At 34.5% G+C, this 17,820-nt stretch carries 31 protein-coding genes; all 31 read right to left on the reverse strand.

The window, feature by feature from the left end; genetic code table 11:
- Positions 1 to 39: 39 nt before the first annotated feature.
- Positions 40 to 1,332: a citrate synthase gene (locus ACZIX2_RS09915; protein ID WP_463339940.1), complete on the reverse strand. Its 1,293-nt coding sequence runs from the start codon at positions 1,330 to 1,332 to the stop codon at positions 40 to 42.
- Between the two features lie 155 nt (positions 1,333 to 1,487).
- Complete coding sequence (eno, locus tag ACZIX2_RS09920; RefSeq protein ID WP_463339941.1) at positions 1,488 to 2,780, reverse strand: phosphopyruvate hydratase; 1,293 nt, start codon at positions 2,778 to 2,780, stop codon at positions 1,488 to 1,490.
- 111 nt (positions 2,781 to 2,891) lie between these two features.
- The gene (gene carA, locus ACZIX2_RS09925) at positions 2,892 to 4,001 is read right to left on the reverse strand and encodes a glutamine-hydrolyzing carbamoyl-phosphate synthase small subunit (RefSeq protein WP_463339942.1); all 1,110 of its coding nucleotides are present in this window, start codon (positions 3,999 to 4,001) and stop codon (positions 2,892 to 2,894) included.
- A 155-nt stretch (positions 4,002 to 4,156) separates the two neighbouring features.
- Complete coding sequence (gene rplQ, locus ACZIX2_RS09930) at positions 4,157 to 4,642, reverse strand: 50S ribosomal protein L17 (RefSeq protein ID WP_463339943.1); 486 nt, start codon at positions 4,640 to 4,642, stop codon at positions 4,157 to 4,159.
- Positions 4,643 to 4,680: 38 nt separating this feature from the next.
- The gene (locus tag ACZIX2_RS09935) at positions 4,681 to 5,673 is read right to left on the reverse strand and encodes a DNA-directed RNA polymerase subunit alpha (protein ID WP_463339944.1); all 993 of its coding nucleotides are present in this window, start codon (positions 5,671 to 5,673) and stop codon (positions 4,681 to 4,683) included.
- A gap of 21 nt (positions 5,674 to 5,694) precedes the next feature.
- Positions 5,695 to 6,300, reverse strand: a complete 606-nt coding sequence (gene rpsD / locus ACZIX2_RS09940) for a 30S ribosomal protein S4 (protein ID WP_463339945.1) — start codon at positions 6,298 to 6,300, stop codon at positions 5,695 to 5,697.
- Between the two features lie 93 nt (positions 6,301 to 6,393).
- Positions 6,394 to 6,777 (reverse strand): 30S ribosomal protein S11, encoded by a 384-nt coding sequence (gene rpsK, locus ACZIX2_RS09945; RefSeq protein WP_007803677.1) that lies wholly within the window; start codon positions 6,775 to 6,777, stop codon positions 6,394 to 6,396.
- Positions 6,778 to 6,785: 8 nt separating this feature from the next.
- Complete coding sequence (gene rpsM, locus ACZIX2_RS09950) at positions 6,786 to 7,160, reverse strand: 30S ribosomal protein S13 (protein ID WP_066329345.1); 375 nt, start codon at positions 7,158 to 7,160, stop codon at positions 6,786 to 6,788.
- Positions 7,161 to 7,162: 2 nt separating this feature from the next.
- Entirely contained in the window at positions 7,163 to 7,279 is a 117-nt protein-coding gene (gene ykgO / locus ACZIX2_RS09955; protein WP_002987490.1) for a type B 50S ribosomal protein L36, read from the reverse strand.
- Between the two features lie 11 nt (positions 7,280 to 7,290).
- Positions 7,291 to 7,506 (reverse strand): translation initiation factor IF-1, encoded by a 216-nt coding sequence (gene infA, locus ACZIX2_RS09960; protein ID WP_026714631.1) that lies wholly within the window; start codon positions 7,504 to 7,506, stop codon positions 7,291 to 7,293.
- A 4-nt stretch (positions 7,507 to 7,510) separates the two neighbouring features.
- On the reverse strand, positions 7,511 to 8,857 hold the full coding sequence (gene secY / locus ACZIX2_RS09965; RefSeq protein ID WP_463339946.1) for a preprotein translocase subunit SecY: 1,347 nt from the start codon (positions 8,855 to 8,857) through the stop codon (positions 7,511 to 7,513).
- 13 nt (positions 8,858 to 8,870) lie between these two features.
- Positions 8,871 to 9,323 carry a 50S ribosomal protein L15 gene (rplO, locus tag ACZIX2_RS09970; protein WP_463339947.1) on the reverse strand — a complete coding sequence of 151 codons (453 nt, stop codon included), beginning with the start codon at positions 9,321 to 9,323 and terminating at the stop codon, positions 8,871 to 8,873.
- Between the two features lie 11 nt (positions 9,324 to 9,334).
- Positions 9,335 to 9,517, reverse strand: a complete 183-nt coding sequence (gene rpmD, locus ACZIX2_RS09975) for a 50S ribosomal protein L30 (RefSeq protein ID WP_463339948.1) — start codon at positions 9,515 to 9,517, stop codon at positions 9,335 to 9,337.
- A gap of 12 nt (positions 9,518 to 9,529) precedes the next feature.
- A complete protein-coding gene (gene rpsE / locus ACZIX2_RS09980) occupies positions 9,530 to 10,054 on the reverse strand; it encodes a 30S ribosomal protein S5 (RefSeq protein ID WP_064716174.1) in 525 nt (174 codons plus the stop codon).
- Between the two features lie 6 nt (positions 10,055 to 10,060).
- Positions 10,061 to 10,411, reverse strand: a complete 351-nt coding sequence (gene rplR, locus ACZIX2_RS09985; protein WP_463339949.1) for a 50S ribosomal protein L18 — start codon at positions 10,409 to 10,411, stop codon at positions 10,061 to 10,063.
- 11 nt (positions 10,412 to 10,422) lie between these two features.
- Positions 10,423 to 10,965 carry a 50S ribosomal protein L6 gene (rplF, locus tag ACZIX2_RS09990; RefSeq protein WP_463339950.1) on the reverse strand — a complete coding sequence of 181 codons (543 nt, stop codon included), beginning with the start codon at positions 10,963 to 10,965 and terminating at the stop codon, positions 10,423 to 10,425.
- Positions 10,966 to 10,984: 19 nt separating this feature from the next.
- The gene (gene rpsH / locus ACZIX2_RS09995) at positions 10,985 to 11,383 is read right to left on the reverse strand and encodes a 30S ribosomal protein S8 (protein WP_064716177.1); all 399 of its coding nucleotides are present in this window, start codon (positions 11,381 to 11,383) and stop codon (positions 10,985 to 10,987) included.
- 109 nt (positions 11,384 to 11,492) lie between these two features.
- A complete protein-coding gene (gene rpsN / locus ACZIX2_RS10000; protein WP_463339951.1) occupies positions 11,493 to 11,762 on the reverse strand; it encodes a 30S ribosomal protein S14 in 270 nt (89 codons plus the stop codon).
- Positions 11,763 to 11,765: 3 nt separating this feature from the next.
- Positions 11,766 to 12,317 carry a 50S ribosomal protein L5 gene (gene rplE / locus ACZIX2_RS10005; protein ID WP_463339952.1) on the reverse strand — a complete coding sequence of 184 codons (552 nt, stop codon included), beginning with the start codon at positions 12,315 to 12,317 and terminating at the stop codon, positions 11,766 to 11,768.
- A gap of 2 nt (positions 12,318 to 12,319) precedes the next feature.
- Positions 12,320 to 12,634, reverse strand: coding sequence for a 50S ribosomal protein L24 (gene rplX / locus ACZIX2_RS10010; protein ID WP_463339953.1), 315 nt, complete (start codon positions 12,632 to 12,634; stop codon positions 12,320 to 12,322).
- An 11-nt stretch (positions 12,635 to 12,645) separates the two neighbouring features.
- Complete coding sequence (gene rplN / locus ACZIX2_RS10015) at positions 12,646 to 13,014, reverse strand: 50S ribosomal protein L14 (RefSeq protein WP_007803649.1); 369 nt, start codon at positions 13,012 to 13,014, stop codon at positions 12,646 to 12,648.
- 2 nt (positions 13,015 to 13,016) lie between these two features.
- Complete coding sequence (gene rpsQ, locus ACZIX2_RS10020; protein ID WP_159687102.1) at positions 13,017 to 13,274, reverse strand: 30S ribosomal protein S17; 258 nt, start codon at positions 13,272 to 13,274, stop codon at positions 13,017 to 13,019.
- A gap of 17 nt (positions 13,275 to 13,291) precedes the next feature.
- The gene (gene rpmC, locus ACZIX2_RS10025; protein ID WP_463339954.1) at positions 13,292 to 13,483 is read right to left on the reverse strand and encodes a 50S ribosomal protein L29; all 192 of its coding nucleotides are present in this window, start codon (positions 13,481 to 13,483) and stop codon (positions 13,292 to 13,294) included.
- A gap of 11 nt (positions 13,484 to 13,494) precedes the next feature.
- Positions 13,495 to 13,920, reverse strand: a complete 426-nt coding sequence (rplP, locus tag ACZIX2_RS10030; protein WP_463339955.1) for a 50S ribosomal protein L16 — start codon at positions 13,918 to 13,920, stop codon at positions 13,495 to 13,497.
- A gap of 19 nt (positions 13,921 to 13,939) precedes the next feature.
- Positions 13,940 to 14,689, reverse strand: coding sequence for a 30S ribosomal protein S3 (rpsC, locus tag ACZIX2_RS10035; protein ID WP_463339956.1), 750 nt, complete (start codon positions 14,687 to 14,689; stop codon positions 13,940 to 13,942).
- Positions 14,690 to 14,694: 5 nt separating this feature from the next.
- The gene (gene rplV, locus ACZIX2_RS10040) at positions 14,695 to 15,108 is read right to left on the reverse strand and encodes a 50S ribosomal protein L22 (protein ID WP_024981512.1); all 414 of its coding nucleotides are present in this window, start codon (positions 15,106 to 15,108) and stop codon (positions 14,695 to 14,697) included.
- An 8-nt stretch (positions 15,109 to 15,116) separates the two neighbouring features.
- Positions 15,117 to 15,395 carry a 30S ribosomal protein S19 gene (rpsS, locus tag ACZIX2_RS10045; RefSeq protein ID WP_024981511.1) on the reverse strand — a complete coding sequence of 93 codons (279 nt, stop codon included), beginning with the start codon at positions 15,393 to 15,395 and terminating at the stop codon, positions 15,117 to 15,119.
- A 6-nt stretch (positions 15,396 to 15,401) separates the two neighbouring features.
- Positions 15,402 to 16,226, reverse strand: coding sequence for a 50S ribosomal protein L2 (gene rplB / locus ACZIX2_RS10050; RefSeq protein WP_463339957.1), 825 nt, complete (start codon positions 16,224 to 16,226; stop codon positions 15,402 to 15,404).
- A gap of 9 nt (positions 16,227 to 16,235) precedes the next feature.
- Complete coding sequence (gene rplW / locus ACZIX2_RS10055) at positions 16,236 to 16,526, reverse strand: 50S ribosomal protein L23 (RefSeq protein WP_463339958.1); 291 nt, start codon at positions 16,524 to 16,526, stop codon at positions 16,236 to 16,238.
- A 6-nt stretch (positions 16,527 to 16,532) separates the two neighbouring features.
- The gene (gene rplD, locus ACZIX2_RS10060) at positions 16,533 to 17,162 is read right to left on the reverse strand and encodes a 50S ribosomal protein L4 (protein ID WP_463339959.1); all 630 of its coding nucleotides are present in this window, start codon (positions 17,160 to 17,162) and stop codon (positions 16,533 to 16,535) included.
- On the reverse strand, positions 17,162 to 17,779 hold the full coding sequence (gene rplC, locus ACZIX2_RS10065; RefSeq protein ID WP_463339960.1) for a 50S ribosomal protein L3: 618 nt from the start codon (positions 17,777 to 17,779) through the stop codon (positions 17,162 to 17,164). The genes rplD and rplC overlap by 1 nt, the downstream gene beginning before the upstream one ends.
- Between the last annotated feature and the right edge of the window lie 41 nt (positions 17,780 to 17,820).

The raw sequence follows: 17,820 nt of genomic DNA on the forward strand, positions 1-17,820 counted from the left end.
ACCAAAAAAGCTCCACAAAATGTGAAGCTTTTCTAGGCTCTATTTTACATATCTCTTTTCTAACTCTTTAAATTCCCGCAAAGGATGTCCTACATATACTTGTCTTGGACGCCCAATTGGTTCTTTGTTTTCTCTCATTTCTTTCCACTGTGCAATCCAGCCTGGCAAACGCCCAATGGCGAATAAAACGGTAAACATTTCCGTAGGAATACCTAAAGCACGGTAAATAATTCCAGAATAAAAATCAACATTTGGATACAAACTGCGTGATTTGAAATATTCATCTTCTAAAGCGGCTTTTTCCAATTTTTTTGCAATTTCTAAAATAGGGTCATGCACCCCTAAAGTAGCCAATACGTCATCGGCAGCTTTCTTAATAATTTTAGCTCTTGGGTCAAAATTTTTATATACCCTATGACCAAATCCCATTAATCGGAATGGATCATTTTTATCTTTTGCTTTTGCAATGTATTTCTCTGTATTACCACCATCTTGATGAATTTCTTCAAGCATTTCAAGTACCGCTTGATTAGCACCTCCATGCAACGGTCCCCATAAAGCAGAAACACCTGCTGAAATCGAGGCAAATAATCCCGCATGAGACGAACCTACGATTCTTACTGTAGAAGTAGAACAATTTTGTTCATGATCAGCATGTAATATAAACAACTTATCCAAAGCACTAACTACCACAGGGTCCATTTGATATGGCTCCGTAGGCAATTCAAACATTAGGCGCATGAAATTCTCCACATATCCTTTACGATTATCATAATAATTCAAAGGATATCCCATACTTTTTCTGTATGTCCAGGTAGCAATTACTAAGAATTTAGCAATAGTTTTACAAACCGCTTCATACATGTCATGTTTATTATCTGCATTTACAGATTTAGGGTTAAAAGCGGTAAGGGCACTAGTTAGTGCAGACAACACTCCCATTGGGTGAGCGGTTTTAGGAAAACCATCAATGATAATTTTCATCTCCTCATTAACCAAAGTGTGCTTGTGAATGTCTTTCTCAAATTGATGCAATTCTTCAGCTGTTGGAAGCTCTCCAAAGATTATCAAATAGGATACTTCCAAAAAATGAGCTTTTTCAGCAAGCTCTTCAATGGCATATCCTCTATAACGAAGAATACCCAATTCACCATCTAAAAAAGTAATTTCACTTTTACAAGAACCCGAATTCTTATACCCGGGATCCAAGGTGATGATACCTGATTGATCTCGTAATTTGCTAATATCAATAGCTCCTTCGTTTTCAGTTCCAACAATTAATGGAAACTCAAAAGTATTGCCATCAACTTGTAGGGTTGCAATTTTTGACATGTTGATTTATGGTTATTAAAATAAGGTTAATTTATTCGCCAAATCTAGTGAATTTAGAAGGAAATAAAAAAACAAAATAACGCGCCAACTTGTTAAATATTTACAAAAAAAGCCATCTGAAAATTCAGATGGCTTTATATAAGAAAATTATTACCTTATTTTACTTTGAAAGCGTTTTTACCAGGAAAAAAAGCAGTAGCTTCTAATTCTTCTTCAATACGCAACAATTGATTGTATTTTGCCATACGATCAGAACGTGAAGCTGAACCTGTTTTGATTTGACCACAGTTCAAAGCTACAGCTAAATCAGCGATAGTATAATCTTCAGTCTCTCCTGAACGGTGAGACATTACAGAAGTATAACCAGCATTTTTAGCCATGTTAACAGCAGCAATAGTTTCTGTTAACGTTCCAATTTGGTTTACTTTAATCAAAATAGAGTTAGCAATACCTTTTTCGATACCTGTAGACAAACGTTCTACATTAGTAACAAACAAGTCATCACCTACTAATTGAACACGATCCCCAATTTTTTCAGTCAACAACTTCCATCCGTCCCAGTCATTTTCATACATACCATCTTCGATAGAAATGATTGGGTATTTTGCAGACAATTCAGCTAAATATTCAGCTTGCTCTTCAGAAGTTCTTACTTTACCTGTTGGACCTTCGAACTTAGTATAATCGTATTTACCATCTACATAAAATTCAGAAGCAGCACAATCTAAAGCGATCATAACTTCATCTCCGAAAGTATATCCAGCTGATTCTACCGCTTTTTTGATAGTATCAAGAGCATCCTCAGTTCCACCTGCTAAATTTGGAGCAAAACCACCTTCATCTCCAACTGCTGTAGAAAGACCTCTATCGTGTAAAACTTTTTTCAAGTGGTGGAAAATTTCAGTACCCATTTGCAAAGCATGAGTAAATGAAGTAGCCTTAACAGGCATAATCATAAATTCTTGAAAAGCAATCGGTGCATCAGAGTGAGAGCCACCATTGATGATATTCATCATTGGCAAAGGCAACGTATTAGCAGACACTCCACCTACATAACGATACAAAGGCATGCCTAATTCATTTGCAGCAGCTTTCGCAGCAGCTAAAGAAACTCCTAAAATAGCATTAGCACCTAGTTTAGATTTATTTGGAGTACCATCTAAATCAATCATCATTTGATCAATTTTATTTTGCTCAAATACTGAAACCCCAACTAATTCTTCTGCTATAATAGTATTGACATTATTTACTGCAGTCAAAACACCTTTACCCATGAAAGCTTTACCACCATCTCTTAATTCAACAGCTTCATGCTCACCAGTTGATGCTCCAGAAGGAACAGCAGCTCTACCAATAATTCCATTCTCAGTAACTACATCCACTTCAACTGTTGGATTACCTCTAGAATCAAAAATTTGTCTTGCGAAAATTTTAACAATAATACTCATTATTTTTAAATTTAATGTTATTAATTTATATAATATTCAAATTTACGTAAATTAAATGAATAAAATAAGGCCAAAAGACAGTATATTCTACAATTTATTAACGATAACGTTTTAGATTTTTGACTTCTCAATATTCGCAATAAATTGGTCAAACAAATAAGAAGAATCATGTGGTCCAGGACTTGCCTCAGGATGATATTGTACCGAGAAACAATTTTTATTTTTCATTTGCATACCCGCTACAGTACCATCATTTAAATGCAAATGAGTAATTTCAAGTTCTGAGTGATTTTCTAATTCTTCTCTATTTACGGCAAAACCATGATTTTGAGAAGTAATTTCCCCTTTCCCTGTCAATAAGTTTGTTACAGGATGATTAATTCCGCGGTGTCCATTAAACATTTTATAGGTTGAAACACCGTTAGCTAAGGCAATAACTTGATGACCTAAGCAAATACCAAACAAAGGCTTATCAATAGCGATAATTTGTTTTGCCACTTCAATTGCGCTTTCTAACGGATCAGGATCACCAGGGCCATTAGACAAGAAATAACCATCGGGCTGAAAAGAGGCCAAATCTTCAAAAGTAGCATCGTAAGGAAAAACTTTGATGTAACAATCTCTATTCGCCAAATTGCGAAGTATATTGGTTTTAATTCCTAAATCTAGAGCCGATATTTTATATTTTGCCTTTTCATTTCCAAAGAAATAAGGTTCACGAGTAGAAACTTTAGATGCTAATTCCAAACCTTTCATATCTGGTATACCTGCCAATTTAGTTTTTAATTCTTCAATAGGAGTACCATCAGTACAAATAACAGCATTCATAGCACCATGATCTCTAATATAACTTACAAGAGCTCTTGTGTCAACATCTGAAATTGCAATTAAATTATGATTCTTAAAATAATCTTCTAAACTTTCGGTTGCATCAGGTCTTGAATAATTAAAGCTAAAATTTTTGCAAATTAAACCTGAAATTTTAATACCATTAGATTCTACTTCTTTATCATTAACACCATAATTACCAATATGAGCGTTAGTTGCCACCATTAGTTGCCCATAATAAGATGGGTCAGTAAAAATTTCTTGGTATCCTGTCATACCGGTATTAAAACAAACTTCTCCAAAGGCAAGACCACTTAAACCAATAGATTTACCGTAAAAAATAGTTCCATCACTCAGTAAAAGTAAAGCTTGTTGTCTAGTTGTATATTTCATAATGTAGTTATATATTTTTTTTTGCAAAGTTAAGGCGAAAGCTAAGCGAAACAAAACAATTCTCCTTTATATTAAAATGGTATTTAGTAATCAAAAAAAAAGGATAAACTATAAATAGCTTATCCTTTTTTATATTTTGAACAATTATATCATAATTATTCTGCAGCAGCAGTTGGTTCAGCTGGCGATTCAGGTGCTTCAACAGTAGCATCTGCTTTCTTAGCTTTTCCACCACGACGGCTTTTTGCTTTTTTAACTTCTTTTTTACCTCCGTTGTAAAGTTCGTTAAAATCTACTAATTCGATCATTGCCATATCAGCATTATCTCCTAAACGATTTCCAACTTTAATAATACGAGTGTATCCACCTGGACGGTCTCCAACTTTAGCAGCAACATCTCTGAACAAATCTGTTACAGCGTATTTGCTTCTTAAATAAGAGAAAACGATACGACGATTATGAGTCGTATCTGTTTTAGATTTTGTTATAAGCGGCTCAACAAATTGTTTCAACGCTTTTGCTTTAGCAACAGTAGTGTTAATACGTTTGTGCTCAATTAGAGAACAAGCCATATTAGCCAACATAGATTTTCTATGAGAAGACTGTCTACTTAAGTGGTTATTTTTTTTTCCGTGTCTCATTGCTTTATGAATTCAATCCTATCTACGAAGGGATTAGATTATTCTTTATCTAGTTTATATTTTGTTAAATCCATTCCGAAGGTTAAGTTTTTAACTGCAACCAATTCATCTAGTTCAGTTAAAGACTTTTTACCAAAATTACGGAACTTCATTAAGTCATTTTTATTGAAAGATACTAAATCACCAAGAGTATCCACTTCAGCCGCTTTTAAACAATTTAATGCTCTAACAGACAAATCCATATCAACAAGCTTAGTTTTAAGCAATTGTCTCATATGTAATGATTCTTCATCATATGATTCTGTTTGTGCAATTTCATCAGCCTCTAGTGTAATTCTTTCATCTGAAAACAACATGAAATGGTGAATTAAAACTTTCGCAGCTTCAGTAAGAGCATCTTTTGGATTAATAGATCCATCAGTTTTAATTTCAAAAACTAATTTTTCATAATCTGTTTTTTGTTCAACACGGAAGTTTTCAATGGCATATTTTACATTTTTTACAGGAGTAAAAATAGAATCTGTAAAAATTGTACCAATTGGTGCGTTCTGTTTTTTGTTCTCTTCAGCAGGAACATAACCTCTACCTTTTTCAATAGTGATATCCAAGTTTAACTTGATTTTGCTATCTAAATTACAGATAACCAATTCAGGGTTTAACACTTGAAAACCTGAGATAAACTTTTGAAAATCACCAGCAGTTAGTTGATCTTTACCAGAAACAGTAATACTTACTGATTCATTATCGATATCTTCAATTTGACGTTTAAAACGTACTTGTTTAAGATTTAAGATAATTTCGGTAACATCTTCAACAACACCGGATATAGTAGAAAATTCATGATCCACACCTTCGATACGAACAGATGTAATTGCATAACCTTCAAGTGCTGAAAGCATAACTCTTCTAAGTGCATTACCAACAGTCAATCCATAACCTGGTTCTAAAGGTCTAAATTCAAATTTACCTTCAAAATCGGTTGAATCGATCATGATAACTTTATCGGGCTTCTGAAAATTAAATATTGCCATAAATTTCGACTAAGTCAATTATTATTTGTTGTACAACTCTACGATTAATTGCTCTTTAATATTTTCAGGAATTTGAAGTCTAGCCGGTACAGAAACAAAAGTACCTTCTTTTAAATCATTATTCCAAGTAATCCATTCATAAACATGACTTGAATTTGACAAAGAACGTTCGATTGCCTCTAAAGATTTAGATTTTTCGCGAACTGCAACTTTATCACCAGCTTTTAATTGGTAAGAAGGAATGTTTACTACCTCACCATTTACAGTAATGTGTCTGTGTGAAACGATTTGACGTGCACCTCTACGAGAAGGAGCAATACCCATTCTGTACACTACGTTGTCTAATCTAGACTCACACAATTGTAATAAAACCTCACCAGTAACACCTTTAGTAGCTGATGCTTTTTCATATAAATTTCTGAATTGTTTTTCTAAAATTCCGTAAGAATATTTAGCTTTTTGCTTTTCCATTAATTGAACAGCATATTCAGATTTTTTACCTCTTTTTTTAGCCATCCCGTGTTGTCCAGGAGGATAATTTCTTTTTTCGAATGCTTTATCGTCACCGAAAATAGCTTCGCCAAATTTACGTGCGATTCTTGTACTTGGACCAGTATATCTTGCCATTTTTAAAAAATTTAAGATAGAGATTATGAATTCAGGTCGTATCCTTCGATAATCTAAAATCTATCTAGTTTATACTATAATTAAATTCGAGTATTATACTCTACGTCTTTTTGGAGGACGACATCCGTTGTGAGGCATTGGAGTAACATCAATAATTTCAGTAACTTCAATTCCACCATTGTGTATAGAACGAATAGCAGACTCACGTCCGTTACCTGGTCCTTTTACATACACTTTTACCTTTTTTAAACCAGCTTCAAGAGCCACTTTGCTACAATCTTCTGCTGCCATTTGAGCGGCATAAGGAGTGTTCTTTTTAGAACCTCTAAATCCCATTTTACCAGCTGAAGACCAAGAAATAACTTCACCTTTTTTGTTAGTCAAAGAAATGATGATGTTATTGAAGGTAGCAGAAATATGAGCTTCTCCCGTTGATTCAACGATAACTTTACGTTTTTTTGCAGTTGCTTTAGCCATATTACTTATTATTTAGTTGCTTTTTTCTTGTTAGCAACAGTTTTTCTTTTACCTTTTCTAGTTCTAGAGTTATTTTTAGTTCTTTGTCCTCTTAATGGAAGACCAGATCTATGACGGATACCTCTGTAACATCCAATATCCATTAAACGTTTGATGTTTAAAGAAACTTCTGAACGCAATTCACCTTCAATTTTATAAGCTGATACTGCTTCACGAATGGCTCCAATCTCATCATCGTTCCAATCTTGAACTTTTTTATCTTGACTTACTTGAGCTTTCTCTAAAATCTCAATTGCTCTACTTTTTCCTAATCCGAAGATGTAGGTAAGTGCTATAACACCTCTCTTGTTTTTTGGGATATCTACCCCTGCTATTCTTGCCATAATTATCCTTGTCTTTGTTTAAATCTAGGATTCTTTTTGTTGATTACGTATAATCTGCCTTTTCTACGCACAATAATGCACTCGGCGCTTCTTTTTTTAACTGATGCTCTTACTTTCATTTTGAATATCTTTAATATCTATAAGTAATTCTTGCTTTTGACAAATCGTAAGGACTCATTTCTAATTTCACTTTATCACCAGGTAATAATTTGATATAATGCATTCGCATTTTACCAGAAATATGAGCAATTACAACATGTCCATTTTCTAATTCTACACGGAACATAGCATTTGACAATGCTTCAATTATTGATCCGTCTTGTTCTATTGCTGATTGTTTTGCCATAAAATTAAGCTACTGCTTTTCTATTTTTACCACTTTTCATCAAACCATCATAGTGTTTGTTCAACAAATAAGAGTTTATCTGTTGCATAGTGTCGATTGCAACACCCACCATAATAATTAAAGAAGTGCCACCAAAGAACATAGCCCATGATTGTTGTACATCCATAAGACTTACTACAATCGCTGGGAACACAGCAATTAAAGCAAGAAATAAAGATCCTGGGAAAGTAATTAATGACATCACTTTATCAAGATAGTCAGAGGTTTCTGCCCCTGGTCTAACACCAGGAATAAAGCCTCCGCTTCGTTTCAAATCATCAGACATTTTGTTAGTTGGAACTGTAATAGCCGTATAAAAGAATGTAAAAATAACTATTAAGCTAGCAAACACAAAATTATACCAAAAACCAAAAATATCACTAAACGTACTAACGATTGATTGTGATGTTTCTGATTTAGACAAACCAGCTACAGCTGCAGGAATAAACATTATTGCTTGAGCAAAAATGATTGGCATAACACCAGAAGCATTTAACTTCAACGGAATCCATTGTCTATTTCCACCCATTGCATCTTGTTCAAAATCCCCAGAAGCAGTACGTCTAGCATATTGTACTGGAATTTTGCGAACAGCCATAACTAACAATACACAAGAAATAATAACTAACAACCATACGATAATTTCTACAACCAACAGCATTGGTCCACCGTTATTATTAGTTACTCTTGTTGTAAATTCCTGAATAAATGATTGCGGCAATCTTGCCAAGATACCTACCATAATTAATAGTGATATCCCATTTCCAATACCTTTGTCAGTGATTTTTTCACCCAACCACATCGCAAAGATTGTACCTGTTACTAAAATAACAACTGAAGAAAATAAGAATTCAAAAGAATTAAAACCTAACAAAAAGGCATTACTAGGTAATGTTCTGTAAAGATTGTAGATATAAGTTGGTCCTTGCACCAAAGTAATACCAATAGTTAACCAACGTGTAATCTGATTGATTTTTTTTCGGCCACTTTCTCCATCACTTTGCAGTTTTTGAAGATAAGGTATTGCAATCCCCATCAATTGAACTACAATAGAAGCAGAAATGTAGGGCATAATACCTAAGGCAAAAACTGATGCTTTTGAAAAAGCTCCACCAGTAAACATATCCAATATCGATCCGATACCTTCTTTTGTTTGACCAGCCAAACCTGTCAATTGAGTTGCATCAATACCAGGCAATGTAACGTGTGCACCAAAACGATAAACTAATAGTAAACCTAATGTAATAAGGATTCTATTTTTTAGTTCCTCAATCTTCCAAACATTACTTAATGATTCAAAAAATTTCTTCATACTTATTGAAAAATTATAATGTTACAGCTTCACCACCAGCAGCTTCAATAGCCGCTTTTGCTGTTGCAGTAAATTTGTGAGCAGATACCTTTAATTTCGCTTTTAATTCGCCTCTTCCTAAAATCTTAACGATTTCATTCTTAGTAGCCAAACGATTAGCAACAAAAACTGTCATATCAACAGTATCTGTAACAATTCCATTATCTACCAATAATTGAAGTGTATCTAAATTAACTCCTTCGTATTCTTTACGATTGATGTTTTTGAAACCAAACTTAGGTACACGTCTTTGAAGTGGCATTTGCCCTCCTTCAAAACCAATCTTTTTAGAATAACCAGAACGAGATTTAGCTCCTTTGTGTCCTCTTGCAGCAGTACCACCTTTTCCAGAACCTTCTCCTCTACCTACTCTTTTATTTTGATTGTGCGTAGACCCTTCAGCTGGTTGTAAATTACTTAAATTCATAACAGTATTTGTTATTTAATTTCTTCAACAGAAACTAAGTGTTTAACTTTATTAATCATTCCAAGTATTGCAGGATTTGCATCATGCTCTACCACTTGTCCCATTTTACGTAAACCTAAAGCTTCTAATCCTCTTTTTTGAGTAAGCGGACAGTTGATTTTGCTACGTACTTGTTTTACTAATAATTTAGCCATAATTTCTTTAAATTAACCTTTAAAAACTTTCTCTAAAGAAACTCCTCTTTGTCTTGCAACAGTATGAGCGCTTCTCATTTGCAATAAAGCATCAAAAGTTGCTTTTACTACGTTATGAGGATTTGATGATCCTTGAGATTTTGACAATACATCGTGAATACCTACTGATTCAAGTACTGAACGTACAGCACCACCAGCAATAACTCCTGTACCATGAGAAGCAGGAATTAAAAATACTCTTGCACCACCAAATTTACCTTTTTGTTCGTGAGGAACAGATTGTCCATTCAAAGGAATTCTAACTAAATTCTTTTTAGCATCTTCTACTGCTTTAGCAATAGCTTCAGAAACATCTTTTGATTTTCCTAATCCGTGACCTACAACTCCGTTTTCATCACCAACTACTACAATTGCAGAAAAACCGAAAGCTCTTCCTCCTTTAGTAACTTTAGTAACACGGTTTACACTCACCAAACGATCTTTTAATTCAAGACCACTTGGTTTTACTAACTCTATATTCTTATATTTATTAGACATACTATATTAGAATTTAAGCCCAGCCGCTCTTGCGCCTTCTGCTAATGATTTAATACGACCATGATATAAATAACCTCCTCTATCGAATGTTACTTTTTCAATACCAGCTTTCAAAGCTTTCTCTGCAACTAATTTACCAACTGCAGCAGCAACTTCTACATTCGTACCTTTTCCTATTTCTTTTTCTCTTGAAGAGGCAGCTAACAAAGTAACACCATTTACATCATCAATTAATTGAGCGTAAATCTCTTTATTACTTCTAAATACAGATAGTCTAGGATTAGCAGCAGTACCACTAATAACTTTTCTAATTCTGAATCTAATTCTCTGTCTTCTTTCAGGTTTTGTTAATGACATAATCTTATTTTTTAAGCTGATTTACCTGCTTTTCTTCTTAATACTTCACCTACAAACTTAACCCCTTTACCTTTGTAAGGCTCTGGTTTACGGAAACCTCTAATCTTAGCAGCAACTTGTCCTAAAAGTTGTTTATCATAAGAAGTTAACTTCACAATTGGGTTTTTTCCTTTTTCAGAAATTGTTTCCAAAGTAACCTCAGGAGCAATATCTAAAATAATATTATGAGAAAAACCTAAGGCTAAATCTAATTTTTGTCCTTGGTTTGAAGCTCTATAACCAACTCCAACCAACTCTAAAGACTTAGTAAATCCTTCGCTTACACCAACAATCATGTTATTGATTAATGAACGGTATAAACCGTGTTTTGCTCTGTGAGATTTGTGATCAGATGATCTTTCTACCACAACTTGACCGTCTTCAACTGTTACAGTAACATCTGCATATTCCTGTGTAAGTTGACCATTTTTTCCTTTTACAGTAATAACACCGTCTTTCACTTCTACAGTTACCCCGGCAGGTATTACAATTGGACTTTTACCTATTCTTGACATCTTATTTTAGTCTTTAAAATTAGTATACGTAACAAATAACTTCTCCTCCAACATTCAATTGCTTAGCTTGTTTTCCAGTCATCAAACCTTTTGATGTAGAAACAATAGCAATTCCTAATCCATTAAGGATTCTAGGCAATTTCGAAGCACCTGCGTATTTACGCAAACCTGGTTTACTAATTCTTTGGATATCTTTAATTACTGGCTCTTTAGTAACTTTATCGTACTTCAAAGCGATTTTGATAGAACCCTGAACGGTGTTGTTCTCAAATTTGTAACTCAAGATGTAACCTTGATCAAATAAGATCTTAGTTATTTCTTTTTTTAGATTAGAAGCAGGAATCTCAACAACTTTGTGGTTTGCAGCCACAGCGTTTCTAACTCTCGTCAAATAATCTGCAATTGGATCTGTATACATATGTATTAATTTGCGGTAACGGTTTTCGAAAAATACTCATAATTCGAACCTGAAACCAGTTTATAAATGTGAAAAAACAGACGTGATTACTCACGCCTGAATATTGTTATTACCAAGATGCCTTTTTAACACCTGGTATCAATCCCATATTAGCCATTTCACGGAATGTAACACGTGAAATACCGAATTGACGCATGTACCCTCTAGGTCTACCAGTTAATTTGCAACGATTATGCAAACGAACAGGAGAAGCATTTTTCGGTAATTTTTGCAAACCTACGAAATCTCCAGCTTCTATCAAAGCTTTTCTTTTCTCAGCATACTTCGCTACCGTTTTTTCTCTTTTCACCTCACGGGCTTTCATTGATTCTTTAGCCATATCTTAATTCTTTTTAAAAGGTAAACCTAATTCAGCCAACAAGGACTTTGCTTCTTTATCTGTTTTAGCAGAAGTAACAAAGGTAATATCCATTCCAGAAATTTTATTTACTTTATCAATATCAATTTCAGGGAAAATAATTTGTTCTAAAACTCCTAAATTATAATTACCTCTTCCGTCAAAACCAGTTGCTTTAATTCCACCAAAGTCTCTTACACGTGGTAAAGATGCAGTAATAAGTCTATCTAAAAACTCATACATTCTTTCGCCACGTAAAGTTACTTTTGCTCCAATTGGCATTCCTTTTCTTAATTTAAAAGACGCAACGTCTTTTTTAGAAATAGTAGCTACAGCTTTTTGTCCAGTAATCTTTGTTAACTCCTCAACAGCATAGTCGATTAGTTTTTTATCAGATACTGCTGCACCAACTCCTTTACTCAAAACAATTTTTTCCAATTTAGGAACTTCCATGATATTTGAGTAACCGAACTCTTCTTTAAGAGCAGCAATAACTCTGCTCTTATATTCTTCTTTTAGTCTAGGTATATATGCCATCTCTATAGTACTTGATTAGATTTTTTTGCAAATCTTACTTTCTTATCTCCTTCTACTCTAATACCTACTCTTGTAGTCTCCTTTGTTTTAGGATCTATAAGAGCAATGTTTGAAATTTGAATAGAAGCTTCTTTTTTAACAATACCACCTTGAGGGTTTTTTGCACTAGGTTTAGTATGTTTCGAAACCATGTTTACACCTTCAACAATCGCTTTGTTTTTTTCACGGTAAACACGTAAAACTTTACCTTCGGCTCCTTTATGATCCCCAGCAATTACTCTTACAATGTCTCCTGATTTTATTTTTAGCTTTATCATCTTATAACGAATTAAAGCACTTCTGGTGCTAATGATACAATTTTCATGAATTGTTTTTCACGAAGTTCTCTTGCAACTGGACCAAAAACACGAGTTCCTCTCATCTCACCAGCTGCATTTAACAATACACAAGCATTGTCATCAAATCTGATGTAAGATCCATCGGCTCTTCTCACTTCTTTTTTGGTACGTACAACCACTGCAGTTGAAACAGCTCCTTTTTTCACGTTTCCGTTTGGAGTTGCATCTTTGATAGAAACTACAATTTTGTCACCAACAGAGGCATATCTTCTTTTAGTACCCCCTAAAACACGGATAGTTAAAACTTCTTTAGCTCCAGTGTTATCTGCTACTTTTAGTCTTGATTCTTGTTGTACCATAATTATTTAGCTCTTTCAATGATTTCAACTAATCTCCAACATTTTGATTTACTCAAAGGACGCGTTTCGCTAATTCTTACAGTATCACCAATGTTACAGTCGTTTGTTTCGTCGTGTGCTACAAATTTCTTTGTTTTCAACACGAACTTACCATATAATGGGTGTTTTACTTTAGTTACTTGAGCAACAACAATAGATTTATCCATTTTGTTTGAAGTAACCACACCTATTCTTTCTTTTCTTAAATTTCTTTTTTCCATCTTTCAGCAGATTACAATTATTGTAATTCTCTTTTAGTAAGTTCTGTAGCTAATCTAGCAACCGTTCTACGTACACTTCTAATTTGAAGTGGATTCTCGATCGGAGAAATAGCATGCGCCATTTTTAAATCAGCATAAAGCTTTTTAGTTTGACCTAATTTTTCTTGCAACTCCGCTGCAGAAAGATTTTTAATTTCTGATTGTTTCATAATAATATAGATTATGCTTCGAAATCTCTTGCAACAACAAATTTAGTTTTAACAGGAAGTTTTTGAGCCGCTAAACGTAACGCTTCTTTCGCGATAGCTAATGGCACCCCGCCTACTTCAAACATAATTTTTCCGGGTTTAACAACGGCTGCCCAATATTCAACAGCACCTTTACCTTTACCCATACGTACTTCAAGTGGTTTCTTAGTAATTGGTTTGTCTGGGAAAATTTTAATCCACAACTGACCTTCTCTTTTCATGTAACGCGTTGCAGCAATACGAGCTGCTTCGATTTGACGTGAAGTTAAGAACATACCAGTTTCGTGTACAGATTTAATTCCAAACATTCCATTTGAAAGTTCATGTCCTCTTTGAGAATTCCCTTTCATTCTACCCTTTTGTACCTTACGGTACTTTGTTCTTTTAGGCTGTAACATTTTTCTTTAATTTAAAAATTTACTTTCTTTTACGAGCGTCTGGTTTACCACCTTTGTTAAAAGATTTGCGGTCTCCTCTTGAAGACTCTCCTTTTCCACCTGCTTGTTTTTTATCCATACCTACAAGTGGAGAAAGTTCTCTTTTACCATAAACTTCACCTTTCATGATCCAAACTTTAACTCCCATTCTACCATAAGTAGTATGAGCTTCTGCTAAAGCATAATCAATATCAGCTCTGAAAGTTGATAGAGGAATTCTTCCTTCTTTAAAACCTTCTGAACGCGCCATTTCAGCACCGTTCAAACGACCAGAGATAAGCACTTTAATTCCTTCAGCATTCATACGCATAGAGGCTGCGATGGCCATTTTAATAGCTCTTCTGTAAGAAATTCTGCTTTCAATTTGACGACAGATGCTTGTAGCAACTAGATACGCGTCAAGTTCAGGTCTTTTAATTTCAAAGATGTTAATTTGAACCTCTTTGTCTGTAATTTTCTTAAGTTCTTCTTTCAACTTGTCTACCTCTTGGCCACCTTTACCAATAATGATACCAGGTCTAGCTGTCGTGATAGTAACGGTTACAAGTTTAAGTGTTCTTTCGATAATTACTTTAGATACACTAGCTTTTGATAAACGAGCATGAACATACTTTCTGATTTTGTGATCTTCAGCGATTTTATCACCGTAATCATTTCCACCATACCAGTTTGAGTCCCATCCTCTGATGATACCAAGTCTATTTCCAATTGGATTTGTCTTTTGTCCCATGCTGCTTAAGAATTGCTTTGTGTGTTATTGATAGCTCCTAACACGATGGTTACGTGATTGGAACGTTTTCTTATTCTGTGTGCTCTACCTTGTGGCGCTGGACGAAGTCTTTTCAACATCATACCACCGTCTACACGGATTTCCTTAACAAATAATCCTGCTTCTTCTAAACTAGCTTCACTATTTTTTTGCTCCCAGTTATTGATAGCTGATAATAATAGTTTTTCTAATTTTCTTGAAGCTTCTTTCGAACTAAATCTTAATATGTTAAGTGCTCTTTCTACCTTCTGACCTCTTACTAGATCTGCTACTAAGCGCATTTTTCTAGGTGAAGTAGGGCAGTTATTTAACTTCGCGAAAGCGATAGACTTATTAGCCTCTTTTCTCGCATCTGCTGTTTCTCTTTTACGAACTCCCATTGCTTCTTTTATTTTTTACCTTTATTTTTTGCTCCAGCATGACCTCTAAAAGATCTCGTTGGTGAAAACTCTCCTAATTTATGTCCTACCATGTTTTCAGTTACGTAAACTGGTACAAATTGACGACCGTTATGAACTGCGATAGTTTGACCAACAAAGTCAGGTGTAATCATAGAAGCTCTAGACCAAGTCTTAACCACTCCTTTATTGCCACCAGCAATGTTTTCTTCAACTTTCTTCTCTAATTTATAATGAACGAAAGGTCCTTTTTTTAATGAACGTGCCATATCTTATTATTTCTTTCTACGTTCTACGATATACTTATTACTCGGGTTTTTCAAAGAACGTGTTCTATAACCTTTAGCAGGTATTCCGTTTCTTGAACGTGGATGTCCTCCAGAAGAACGTCCTTCACCACCACCCATTGGGTGATCTACTGGGTTCATCGCTACTGGTCTTGTTCTTGGTCTTCTTCCTAACCATCTAGTTCTACCAGCTTTACCTGACACTACTAATTGGTGATCAGAATTAGAAACTGCTCCAATTGTAGCAGAACACGTTAACAAAATCAATCTTGTTTCACCTGATGGCATTTTGATAGTAGCATATTTACCATCTCTAGCCATTAATTGAGCAAAAGTACCTGCAGAACGAGCGATAACAGCACCTTGACCTGGTCGTAACTCAATACAAGAAATTACAGTTCCTAGAGGAATTCTGCTTAATGGTAAAGTATTACCAATTTCTGGTTGAGATTCAGGACCTGATACTACAGTTTGTCCTACTTGTAATCCATTTTGTGCGATGATATAGGTTTTCTCACCATCAGCATACGCTAATAACGCGATAAATGCAGTACGATTTGGATCGTATTCAATTGATTTCACAGTAGCAGGAATTCCTACTTTAGTACGTTTGAAATCAATAATACGATATCTCTGCTTGTGACCACCACCTGTGTAGCGCATGGTCATCTTTCCTTGACTATTTCTACCTCCTGAGTTTTTTATCGGCGCTATCAAAGAGCGTTCCGGCTTATCAGTTGTAATGGCGTCATAACCATTCACAACTCTAAAACGCTGACCCGGGGTAATAGGTTTTAATTTTCTAACTGACATTTTTCTATCTTAGATATTGTTGTAAAAATCAATTGTTTCTCCTTCTTGTACTTGTACAATTGCTTTTTTAATAGCATTTGTCTTTCCACTGATTAAACCACTTTTAGTGTATTTAGTAGTTCTGTCAGGTCTTACATTCATAGTGTTCACACTAACCACAGTTACTCCATAAGCAGCTTCAACAGCTTTCTTAATTTCAACTTTGTTAGCTTTTCTGTTCACTTCGAATCCAAAACGATTCAAAACTTCACTTTCTTTGGTTATTTTTTCCGTTACTATAGGTTTAATTATGATGCTCATATCCTATTATTTACTTAAATTTTCTTCAATTACCTCCAAAGAACTCTCTAAAAGCACTAAATTATTAGCGTTCAAAATTGCGTAAGTGCTTAATTCTGAACTACTTAATACATTTGAAGTCTGTAAATTACGAGACGACAAATATACATTTTTATTAACATCACCCAAAACAAAAAGTGATTTCTTGTTTTCTAACTCTAAAGCTTTCAAAACGTTAATGAAATTTTTAGTACTTGGTGTATCAAAACTAAAGTCTTCTAAAACGATAATATTTGATTCTTTAGCTTTTATAGAGAAGGCTGATTTTCTAGCTAAACGTTTTAAATTTTTATTTAATTTAAATGAATAACTTCTAGGTCTAGGTCCAAAAACAGTTCCTCCACCTTTAAACAATGGATTCTTAACACTTCCTGCACGAGCTGTACCTGTACCTTTTTGTTTTTTAATCTTACGAGTACTTCCAGTTACCTCAGCTCTTTCTTTTGCTTTGTGAGTACCTTGTCTTTGATTTGCTAAATATTGTTTAACATCAAGGTAAACTGCATGCTTGTTCGGTTCGATTGCGAATACTGAATCAGAAAGTTGTACTTTTCTGCCAGTATCTTTTCCGTTGAAATCTAATACTTTTACTTCCATTACTTCTGAATGATTACATAAGAGTTTTTATGCCCAGGAATACATCCTTTTACAACAAGTAAGTTTTTATCAGAAACCACTTTTAAAACTCTAAGGTTTTGAACTTTTACATTTTCTCCTCCCATTCTTCCAGCCATACGCATTCCTTTGAATACTCTAGATGGATAAGATGAAGCTCCTACAGAACCTGGCGCTCTCAAACGGTTGTGTTGACCATGAGTTGCTTGTCCAACACCACCAAATCCGTGACGTTTCACAACCCCTTGAAAACCTTTACCTTTAGATACACCTTGTATATCTACAAATTCTCCTTCTTCAAAAATAGACACATCAATAAGATCTCCTAATTTTTGTTCGGTTGCAAAATCTTGAAATTCAACGACTTTTTTCTTCGCAACAGTTCCAGCTTTTTTAAAGTGTCCTAAAGACGCCTTATTGGAATGTTTCTCATTTTTGTCATCGAAACCAAGTTGCAACGCTTCATACCCGTCAACCTCTTTGGTTCTGACTTGGGTAACGACACATGGACCTGCTTCAATTACTGTACAAGGAATGTTTTTCCCGTTTTCATCGAAAATACTAGTCATGCCGATTTTTTTACCAATTAACCCAGACATAAATATTAATTATTAATTATTAAAATATAAATATAGAACGC

This window comes from Flavobacterium riviphilum (genome assembly GCF_055231795.1).

What these genes read in the sequence shown, in the direction of transcription:
- ACZIX2_RS09915 (WP_463339940.1), bottom strand. Translation starts at nt 1,332, where the DNA reads ATGTCAAAAATTGCAACCCTACAAGTTGATGGCAATACTTTTGAGTTT.
- eno (WP_463339941.1), bottom strand. Translation starts at nt 2,780, where the DNA reads ATGAGTATTATTGTTAAAATTTTCGCAAGACAAATTTTTGATTCTAGA.
- carA (WP_463339942.1), bottom strand. Translation starts at nt 4,001, where the DNA reads ATGAAATATACAACTAGACAACAAGCTTTACTTTTACTGAGTGATGGA.
- rplQ (WP_463339943.1), bottom strand. Translation starts at nt 4,642, where the DNA reads ATGAGACACGGAAAAAAAAATAACCACTTAAGTAGACAGTCTTCTCAT.
- ACZIX2_RS09935 (WP_463339944.1), bottom strand. Translation starts at nt 5,673, where the DNA reads ATGGCAATATTTAATTTTCAGAAGCCCGATAAAGTTATCATGATCGAT.
- rpsD (WP_463339945.1), bottom strand. Translation starts at nt 6,300, where the DNA reads ATGGCAAGATATACTGGTCCAAGTACAAGAATCGCACGTAAATTTGGC.
- rpsK (WP_007803677.1), bottom strand. Translation starts at nt 6,777, where the DNA reads ATGGCTAAAGCAACTGCAAAAAAACGTAAAGTTATCGTTGAATCAACG.
- rpsM (WP_066329345.1), bottom strand. Translation starts at nt 7,160, where the DNA reads ATGGCAAGAATAGCAGGGGTAGATATCCCAAAAAACAAGAGAGGTGTT.
- ykgO (WP_002987490.1), bottom strand. Translation starts at nt 7,279, where the DNA reads ATGAAAGTAAGAGCATCAGTTAAAAAAAGAAGCGCCGAGTGCATTATT.
- infA (WP_026714631.1), bottom strand. Translation starts at nt 7,506, where the DNA reads ATGGCAAAACAATCAGCAATAGAACAAGACGGATCAATAATTGAAGCA.
- secY (WP_463339946.1), bottom strand. Translation starts at nt 8,857, where the DNA reads ATGAAGAAATTTTTTGAATCATTAAGTAATGTTTGGAAGATTGAGGAA.
- rplO (WP_463339947.1), bottom strand. Translation starts at nt 9,323, where the DNA reads ATGAATTTAAGTAATTTACAACCAGCTGAAGGGTCTACGCACAATCAA.
- rpmD (WP_463339948.1), bottom strand. Translation starts at nt 9,517, where the DNA reads ATGGCTAAATTATTAGTAAAACAAGTACGTAGCAAAATCAACTGTCCG.
- rpsE (WP_064716174.1), bottom strand. Translation starts at nt 10,054, where the DNA reads ATGTCTAATAAATATAAGAATATAGAGTTAGTAAAACCAAGTGGTCTT.
- rplR (WP_463339949.1), bottom strand. Translation starts at nt 10,411, where the DNA reads ATGTCATTAACAAAACCTGAAAGAAGACAGAGAATTAGATTCAGAATT.
- rplF (WP_463339950.1), bottom strand. Translation starts at nt 10,965, where the DNA reads ATGTCAAGAATAGGTAAAAGTCCAATTGTAATACCTGCCGGGGTAACT.
- rpsH (WP_064716177.1), bottom strand. Translation starts at nt 11,383, where the DNA reads ATGTATACAGATCCAATTGCAGATTATTTGACGAGAGTTAGAAACGCT.
- rpsN (WP_463339951.1), bottom strand. Translation starts at nt 11,762, where the DNA reads ATGGCTAAAGAATCAATGAAAGCCCGTGAGGTGAAAAGAGAAAAAACG.
- rplE (WP_463339952.1), bottom strand. Translation starts at nt 12,317, where the DNA reads ATGGCATATATACCTAGACTAAAAGAAGAATATAAGAGCAGAGTTATT.
- rplX (WP_463339953.1), bottom strand. Translation starts at nt 12,634, where the DNA reads ATGATAAAGCTAAAAATAAAATCAGGAGACATTGTAAGAGTAATTGCT.
- rplN (WP_007803649.1), bottom strand. Translation starts at nt 13,014, where the DNA reads ATGGTACAACAAGAATCAAGACTAAAAGTAGCAGATAACACTGGAGCT.
- rpsQ (WP_159687102.1), bottom strand. Translation starts at nt 13,274, where the DNA reads ATGGAAAAAAGAAATTTAAGAAAAGAAAGAATAGGTGTGGTTACTTCA.
- rpmC (WP_463339954.1), bottom strand. Translation starts at nt 13,483, where the DNA reads ATGAAACAATCAGAAATTAAAAATCTTTCTGCAGCGGAGTTGCAAGAA.
- rplP (WP_463339955.1), bottom strand. Translation starts at nt 13,920, where the DNA reads ATGTTACAGCCTAAAAGAACAAAGTACCGTAAGGTACAAAAGGGTAGA.
- rpsC (WP_463339956.1), bottom strand. Translation starts at nt 14,689, where the DNA reads ATGGGACAAAAGACAAATCCAATTGGAAATAGACTTGGTATCATCAGA.
- rplV (WP_024981512.1), bottom strand. Translation starts at nt 15,108, where the DNA reads ATGGGAGTTCGTAAAAGAGAAACAGCAGATGCGAGAAAAGAGGCTAAT.
- rpsS (WP_024981511.1), bottom strand. Translation starts at nt 15,395, where the DNA reads ATGGCACGTTCATTAAAAAAAGGACCTTTCGTTCATTATAAATTAGAG.
- rplB (WP_463339957.1), bottom strand. Translation starts at nt 16,226, where the DNA reads ATGTCAGTTAGAAAATTAAAACCTATTACCCCGGGTCAGCGTTTTAGA.
- rplW (WP_463339958.1), bottom strand. Translation starts at nt 16,526, where the DNA reads ATGAGCATCATAATTAAACCTATAGTAACGGAAAAAATAACCAAAGAA.
- rplD (WP_463339959.1), bottom strand. Translation starts at nt 17,162, where the DNA reads ATGGAAGTAAAAGTATTAGATTTCAACGGAAAAGATACTGGCAGAAAA.
- rplC (WP_463339960.1), bottom strand. Translation starts at nt 17,779, where the DNA reads ATGTCTGGGTTAATTGGTAAAAAAATCGGCATGACTAGTATTTTCGAT.